Source organism: Nostoc sp. DedQUE02 (genome assembly GCF_034531035.1).
GTDB lineage: Bacteria > Cyanobacteriota > Cyanobacteriia > Cyanobacteriales > Nostocaceae > Nostoc.
Genome location: NZ_JAVRBY020000124.1, coordinates 1 through 7,429 on the forward strand (window position 1 = coordinate 1; position 7,429 = coordinate 7,429).

Genomic DNA, 7,429 nt, shown 5'->3' on the forward strand with positions numbered 1-7,429 from the left:
GCTATGGATTCTCCAGTTCTTTGGTGCCCCTTGTCGAAAATATTATCTTCTTTCTTAACTAACCTGCGGAATATGGGGTAAAACTCCTAGTACAGTCATTTAAGCAATGGCAAAGATTCAGCAGACTTGGCAACGTAGGCTGCGCTTTTATCCTTAAAGGTTGTTTGAAAAGGGTCGGCTTGAGCCTCAAATGCGACTCAGAGGCGCGGTCTCAAATCCCAAAACTCCTATTATATCGTGGCAGTTTCTCGGTAGCCAGGGTAGTTAAACACACATTTGAGGACTTTTTAAACATCCTCTAATCCACAAATTGATTTATTAAAAATGGTGTACTTATGAGCAACAATCAATTATCCAACAGATATAACGACAATAGACTCTACACTAAATTAGGTACTACACTCAAAATTCTTCAGGTTATCGGCTTTTTTATTGTAGCCATTTTTTTCTTATAATATTTTCAATATTTGGCCGAGCTTTAAGTTTTGGTGGAGGTAATATATTTATCCTTTTGCCTTTTATTTATTTAATTATTCCCTGTATTATATATATTGTGACAGCAGCTTTAATAGCAATCATTGGCCTTTTAAGTCGTATAGAAAGGAATACAAGGTCTGAATAATAGCTGATAAATAAAGCTTTTAGACCGACAAGGGGATTAGTGAATCGGTGTTCTAGTTGCCAAATGAAATTTTTGGTTGAGGGACTATGGGAAACATTCTGCATATTGATTCAAGTCCACGGGGCGATCGCTCCAATTCTCGCAAATTAGCCAAGGAGTTTATCGCTGCGTGGCAAAGTCTTCATCCTGATGATGTGATTAGCTATCGTGATTTAAGGCAAACGCCAGTTCCTCACGTCACCGAAGATTGGATTGTGGCTTGTTTTACTCCACCAGAAGCACTGACTTCAGAAATGGCTGAACTGCTGAAGTTTTCCGATGAATTAGTGGATGAGTTTTTGGCGGCTGATCGGTGTGTGTTCAGCGTGCCGATGTACAACTTCAGCATTCCGTCCAACTTCAAAGGATACATTGATCAAGTGATTCGTGTGGGTCGCACATTCACGGAGGAGGATGGTCAAGTCAAAGGACTTGCAAACGGTAAAAAAGTGTTGTTCATCACATCACGAGGCGTTGAATATGGAGCAGGTTCTCCTTATGAAGGATGGGATTGTCAGGAACCTGCGCTTCGGTATGCTTTTCAATTCATGGGTGTGACTGATATTGAGTTTATTCATGCCAATGGTCTAGATATGGGAGACGAGGTACGGAAACGAGCGTTAGACAAAGCACAATCTGAAATTCAAGAATTAGTTAATAGTTGGTAGTGCCAGCCAGCAATGGCTGCGATCGCCGCCATTGTAGTAGTTTGCGGTGCTTTACGACAGGCTTGACCGCAATACTGTTCGCTTTGTGCATTTTTAACTCGGCATTGGGTTTAGGGTAAAGGTTAAACAGCGAATAATAGTTGAACATAAAAATCTAAGTATAAATTTTATCAAGTAATTTTAGGTTCAATAAAAGAGTTAAAGATAGAACCACAAAAATTATCCTAACTTCCAGCTATCCATTGGCAACACAGATCCCAATACGCTTGGGTTAAGCAAATTTATCTGTTAAGACAGGCTGTTCTTGAGCAGGGGAGGCTTCGGGAGCAGGGGAAGAGAAAAAAGCTTAACTGAACTGTATTGACACAGATCCAACACAATTTCTGCATTATTTTGTAACTAAACTTTACTGTTTCCTTTCATGTATTTTGTTAAATTGTGTTGAAATTACTAGTAATTTTGATTTTTTTATTTAGAATTATTTTCTTATAAACTTGTGTTTTTCCTCATTTAATATTTAATTATGGAATTAGTATTAGTGAAGCTAGGAGGTTCCTTAATTACTGACAAGGATAAACCTTATACTGCTCGAAGAGAAGTTATAACACAACTGGTTGAGCAAGTGAGCCTAATCAAACATGAAAATCCTAATCTGAAACTGATTATTGGTAACGGTGCTGGTTCTTTTGCTCACCAATCAGCGAATAAATATAATACAATTAATGGTTTTTCATGTAATGAAGAAAAACTAGGGTTCTGCTTAGTTCACCAAGATGCTTTAGATTTAAATTTCCTACTAGCTAAAAGTTTTTTACAAGCAGGTTTACCAGTGGTCAGTTTGCCACCTATTACTATGATAATCACTCATAATAAGAAACTGTTAAAGAGTGACTTTAGTGTAATAGAGAGTAGTCTACAAGCAGGTTTGATTCCTTTAGTTTTTGGTGATGTTGTTCTAGACCAAGCTATTGGTGGTACTGTCTTTTCGACAGATGCAATGCTTGCAGAAATAGCAAAATACTTCTATCTCCAAGATAAGTTTAAAATTCGACTAATAAATGTTGGGAATTATGCAGGTGTATATGACCAAGATGGGCAAGTAGTTTCCAATATTACTCAAACTAACTATTCTCGGATTAAACCTTTCTTGGGCAAGAGCAAATCAGTAGATGTTACTGGCGGGATGGCTAAGAAAGTTGAGGAGTTTTTGACTATTTCTAGTTTAGGGATTGACTGCTGGATAATTGATGGAAATATCCCAGGGAATTTAGCTTCTTCAGTTTTAGGTACGCCAACTCTAGGCACTTTAATTAGGGCATTTTAACTAAAATGATTTCAAAACTGTTGGTAGTTAATCCGAATTACTTACCCTTAATCTTTTTGAGATAACTCATCGAGAAAGGCAGAGGGCAGTTCTTGCTGAAGGCAGCTGTGAATATATCCCACGAATAAAATTCATCGCTTCATACCAAGCACAAGGTTTACTCTCGGTGGGTAGGGCAACCTGAAAACCCTTGCTTGCAGTCAGAACTAACCGCCGCCGCGCCTGGGGTAGCCCAAAGTCAGCCATGTTGACCACGCTGTAATCGACTGAGTACCCCTCTTGTTCCAAAGCATCCAGGATGATGGCAAAACTCTGACTGTTCTGATAGCGCGGGACATTCTCTAGGGTAAACGCTCGTAGCTGCAACTGTCGGATGGCTTCTGCTACAGCGATCGCAGCCGTCAGGTCGTCAGCCGATTCAATGCCCTTACCTGCTTTCGCTGTGTGAGCAGGCTTGCGTTGGCGCACACTGGGGAGGCGTGGAGATAGTCGGGGTATCGCGGAAAACCTAGAAATCCTAACCGTGCTACTTCTTGCACTGTTTGTTGGATTACTTTGCAGCCATACTCATGAAAATTGCGATGATGAGTTTTGGCGTTCGTCCTTGACGTTGCCGCAGGCATCGCCCGACTCAATTCTGATTTACTTGGGTCAAACTCTACTGCGATGACTGGACGAATACCAGCTTGCACCGTCGCAGCTTCAATCCCGCCGCTACCTGCGAACAGTACTACGGTGATCGCTGCATCATCTGGAAGAACTGGTTTTAATTTTGTGTGATCAAAATTCTTGCAGACATCTAATTTTGGTGATGTCTTTTTGGTTTTCGCTTTTTTAATAAAGGCGGTAATATCTTCCCTCGTTGTCCCAAGGTGTTGTAGTGTGCGAATCATAGGGGCTGTTTTAGTCATGCAGCCACCTCTATGACCAAATCATCCGGTACTTCAAAAATTCCCAACCGCCCAATGTAAGGAATCGGCGTAATCTCGCGTGGATTCTCCAGCTTTCAATGGTACTGCCCAGGCATCCCCCAGCCAGACGCAAGTGAGAATCGGCAATCAACTATTTAGGATTTACGCACTTTACAAATGCGTCGTGATGTGGATTAACAAAAATAGATTATTTCAGGCTTTTTTTAATTACAGGACTTACGCAACTGGCACAATGCGATCGCTAATTATTATTACATAAATACTAATGGCATACAAACATTGAACATACAGTCTGCTACACTGCTCAAAATCCCAAAAGGTTTGAGTCTTTTGATTGGGACTGGTGAAACAAAGGTAAGCGATACGAGCAGGCTGACCGTCAAATGAGTCGCCCATTGTGTACGTTGACTGCTCTAATTGGGACATTCACGAGTATTTTCAGTAAAAATACTGTTTTATTAAGCAAACTGCTAAATTTAATATCAAACAGGCTTTTCAATCTCAGGATATTCTCAAAAATAAAATTGTAGTTTTATACTAATCTTCCACTACTCTAGGGAAAGAAAAATAAGACCTAATTTTTTAAGTGCGTATAAGGAAGGAGTTTGAGCTTTAATTTTTTAATAGAATCGCTGAGATAAATTTTTTTGAATTGCTCTTACTTACGTTAAACAAGTAGTTGGGAAAAATTTGTCATGTCTTTGAATCCTATAATCAGCAGTGCATCTACTCTGGCATATACAAATAGCTCTACAGTACAAATCCTGTTTATCGATCCTTTTGTTAGTGACGCAGAAATTCTTCTCAAAGGAACTTTAAGAGGCGTTGAAACTATTATTCTGTCAGCACAACGAGACGGTATAGAGCAAATTACAAAAGTATTAAAACAACGCCAAAATGTAGAGACAGTTCACATAGTTTCTCACGGTGCGCCAGGATGTCTTTATTTAGGTAATAGCCAACTGAGCCTTGATACCTTAAAAAATTATGCGCCCCAGTTACAGGGATGTTCAAGAGAAAATCTGAATTTGCTTTTATACGGTTGTAATGTTGCTGCTGGTGATGCGGGAGAGGAATTTCTCTACAAACTACATTCCTTAATCGGCGCTAAAATTGCTGCTTCCGCTGGAAAAACGGGTAATACAGCATTAGGAGGAAATTGGGATTTAGAAGTGACTGTGGGTGAGATTAAACCCCAACTTGCTTTTAGCGATCGAGCAATCGCAAATTATCCAGGTATATTAGGCTCCACAGTCCCATTTGATCTTGCATCAGTCTTTAATGCTGATGTCATTGTCAACCGTACCGGAGGTGTCACTGACACCACCCAAACAGCGATTGATGCGAGCAACTTTGCTTTGATAACCCAATCCTTCGCTACTTTTAGTAATAGTACTTTGGGTCTTGGACTGCCAGATGACGGATTTTTCGGGGCTACTAGCTTTAATCCAGATATTCAACTCAGTTATAGAAATAGTGATAACGGCAATAATGCTCGTCTAATTACAACTTCTACTGGGAATTTTACGTTTAATGTTTCGAGTGGTCAGTATGCTTATGTGCATTTGGCCTTAACTTCAACCGAAGGAAGCAGTAATGCCCGTTTGACCTTGAACTATAGCGATGGAACAACGCAAACAACTGATAGCCAAACGATTCCCGACTGGTTTAACGAAATTACCCCATCAAAAACTCTCTACTATTTAATTAATAACTTAGATCGTAGTGAAACTGATGGAACTGGCTTTGAAAATGCTAATGATGCGGCGATATTTGGAGTAAGGTTCTCAGCAGATGCAACTAAGACGCTTGAGAGTATCACATTTGAGAAAACTGCTTCGACAGGGTATTTAGTTTTTTTAGGAGCGACGGGAGAGTTAAATACCCCACCCAGTTTACAAAATGCGATCGCGGATCGAACAGCTCAAGAAGATACAGCTTTCAGCTTTACTTTTGATGCTAATACCTTCGGTGATGCAGATACCGAAGACATCCTCACCTACACTGCAACTCTGGAAAACGATGAATTACTGCCCACTTGGTTGAACTTCAATCCGACTACTCTTACCTTCAGTGGCACTCCTACGAATCAGGATGTAGGTAGTCTCAACATCAAAGTTACCGCTATAGATACTGCTGGAGCTACAGCCACTGATGTGTTTACACTCACGACGGTTGCCCTAGAAACTCCTACAATTCCTATTGTCCAGTTTACCCTGTTGACAAATATTACAGGGGATATCTTTAGTGTCAAGACTAACACGAACAATCAAAGTGATAAAGGAAAACTCTCAATCAAGATTAAAAACAATACCTCTGACAAGGTAAATGAACTGGGTGTATTTACCGTTGACGATGAAGAAGGTAGAATTAACGGCCTAGCTCCTGGCGCAGAAGGCTATACGCAAGCGGCTCTTTCGCGTTCAAGGGTGATTTTGTCCACCCTTGCCAATCTACCTAATGGTTTCAATCCCACAGACCTGATAAACATATTAGAATTTGATTCTGATACCAAACTGAGATTTTATCTGGTATCCGACAGCACTACTCAAGCTATACTGTCCGGAAAAACCTCTTTGTCAAATGTCTCCTTTTCCTCAAATATAACTAACAATACACAACAAGAAAAAGGGTTTTCTCTTAACTTCCAGAATTTGATTATAGATATTCAGCCAACCAATGAAGAGACATCTTTAGGCACTGGTCTGCAAGGTAAATATCAAGGTGAACTGATTGATTTACGGAGTGTAACAGAAACAATAACAGCTGAATTTATAGTCAATAGAGAAGCAATATATAACAACTATGTTGGCTTCTATAAAATCGCTGATGAAAATGGTGGAATTGACACTAACGGTGATGAACAGGCTGACATTCTTGTTGGACAAGCTGGTTACACTCAAGCTGCTGTGCGTAGCCGTGTTGTGGGAATTGATTTGACTGTGAACAATCAAGCTACAGTAAATGACACTGGCACTTTCGAGAGTGGTTCTTTGTTTGCACCATTTATTATTGTTAATGCTAAACCCAATGCCATTGAGAATGGTAATGCGAATACAAATGTTTACTTCTTATTCTTAGGTGCTAACTCAGATAAAGTAGATCATATTCGACTGTTGGGAAATAACAGTTTTGGTTTTGAAGATTTAGTAAATGGTGGTGACAAAGATTACAACGATATGATTGTGCAAGTCAAATTAACAAACAATATCGTGTAATTTTATTTTAGTTAGGACTCACGCAACTGGCACAAATAATAGCGGGTTCAGGTACTACATCATACAAAAATTTAATTCAAACCAAGGAATACGAATATCTGGGCGTTTGAGTTGCTGAATCAAATAATTAGAAAATAATTTATGCTTGATTTGATAAATAGTCTGACCAGTTTGATAGGCTAAAGACTTTAATTGTGCCAGTTGCGTAAGTCCTGAACGAAGCAGGTAAACCTGTGCGGATGTTGGGTGTGGTGATTGATATCAGCGATCGCAAGCAAGCAGAAATTGCTCTCAAACAAAGCGAGATTTGCTACCGTGCCATTGTAGAAGATCAGACTGAACTCATTGCCCGATATTTACCAGACGGCACACTCACCTTTGTCAATCAAGCTTTTGCAGTTTATTTTGGGCAATCGCCAGAGGAACTGATCGCCAACCTGCTCAAAGCCAGGAAGTTCATTCAAGAACTTCAACGGATGGGCTGTCGCTTCGCATTAGACGATTTTGGGGCAGGGATGCCCTCGTTTGCCTATCTCAAGTCTCTGCCTGTAGATTACCTCAAAATTGACGGGAGTTTTATTCGTAACATTGTCGAGAATCCTGTGGATAATGCGATCGTGACAGCA

Annotated in this window: 8 protein-coding genes; 4 read left to right on the plus strand and 4 right to left on the minus strand. The window is 40.0% G+C overall.

Annotated features, from left to right (window positions below; translation table 11 throughout):
- Positions 1–708 precede the first annotated feature (708 nt).
- On the plus strand, positions 709–1,329 hold the full coding sequence (locus RMX98_RS35835; protein WP_322680149.1) for an FMN-dependent NADH-azoreductase: 621 nt from the start codon (positions 709–711) through the stop codon (positions 1,327–1,329).
- On the opposite strand, the gene RMX98_RS35840 is transcribed toward RMX98_RS35835, so the two are convergent.
- Positions 1,316–1,477 carry a hypothetical protein gene (locus RMX98_RS35840; protein WP_322680148.1) on the minus strand — a complete coding sequence of 54 codons (162 nt, stop codon included), beginning with the start codon at positions 1,475–1,477 and terminating at the stop codon, positions 1,316–1,318. The genes RMX98_RS35835 and RMX98_RS35840 overlap by 14 nt on opposite strands.
- Before the next feature lie 375 nt (positions 1,478–1,852).
- Here RMX98_RS35840 and RMX98_RS35845 point away from each other — a divergent pair, with 375 nt between their 5' ends.
- The gene (locus RMX98_RS35845) at positions 1,853–2,653 is read left to right on the plus strand and encodes an isopentenyl phosphate kinase (protein ID WP_322680147.1); all 801 of its coding nucleotides are present in this window, start codon (positions 1,853–1,855) and stop codon (positions 2,651–2,653) included.
- 66 nt (positions 2,654–2,719) lie between these two features.
- On the opposite strand, the gene RMX98_RS35850 is transcribed toward RMX98_RS35845, so the two are convergent.
- The 3 genes from RMX98_RS35850 to RMX98_RS35860 form a co-directional block, all read right to left on the minus strand.
- Positions 2,720–3,121, minus strand: a complete 402-nt coding sequence (locus RMX98_RS35850) for a DNA cytosine methyltransferase (RefSeq protein WP_322680146.1) — start codon at positions 3,119–3,121, stop codon at positions 2,720–2,722.
- Entirely contained in the window at positions 3,055–3,564 is a 510-nt protein-coding gene (locus RMX98_RS35855; protein WP_322680145.1) for a hypothetical protein, read from the minus strand. Before RMX98_RS35855 ends, RMX98_RS35850 begins: the two co-directional genes overlap by 67 nt.
- A 237-nt stretch (positions 3,565–3,801) precedes the next feature.
- The gene (locus RMX98_RS35860; RefSeq protein ID WP_322680144.1) at positions 3,802–4,011 is read right to left on the minus strand and encodes a hypothetical protein; all 210 of its coding nucleotides are present in this window, start codon (positions 4,009–4,011) and stop codon (positions 3,802–3,804) included.
- A 269-nt stretch (positions 4,012–4,280) separates the two neighbouring features.
- Between RMX98_RS35860 and RMX98_RS35865 the strand changes: the two genes are divergently transcribed.
- Together RMX98_RS35865 and RMX98_RS35870 are read left to right on the plus strand one after the other, a co-directional pair.
- Positions 4,281–6,803, plus strand: coding sequence for a DUF4347 domain-containing protein (locus tag RMX98_RS35865; protein WP_409881943.1), 2,523 nt, complete (start codon positions 4,281–4,283; stop codon positions 6,801–6,803).
- Positions 6,804–7,042: 239 nt separating this feature from the next.
- A partial coding sequence (locus RMX98_RS35870; RefSeq protein WP_409881946.1) for an EAL domain-containing protein occupies positions 7,043–7,429 on the plus strand: 387 nt, incomplete at its 3' end.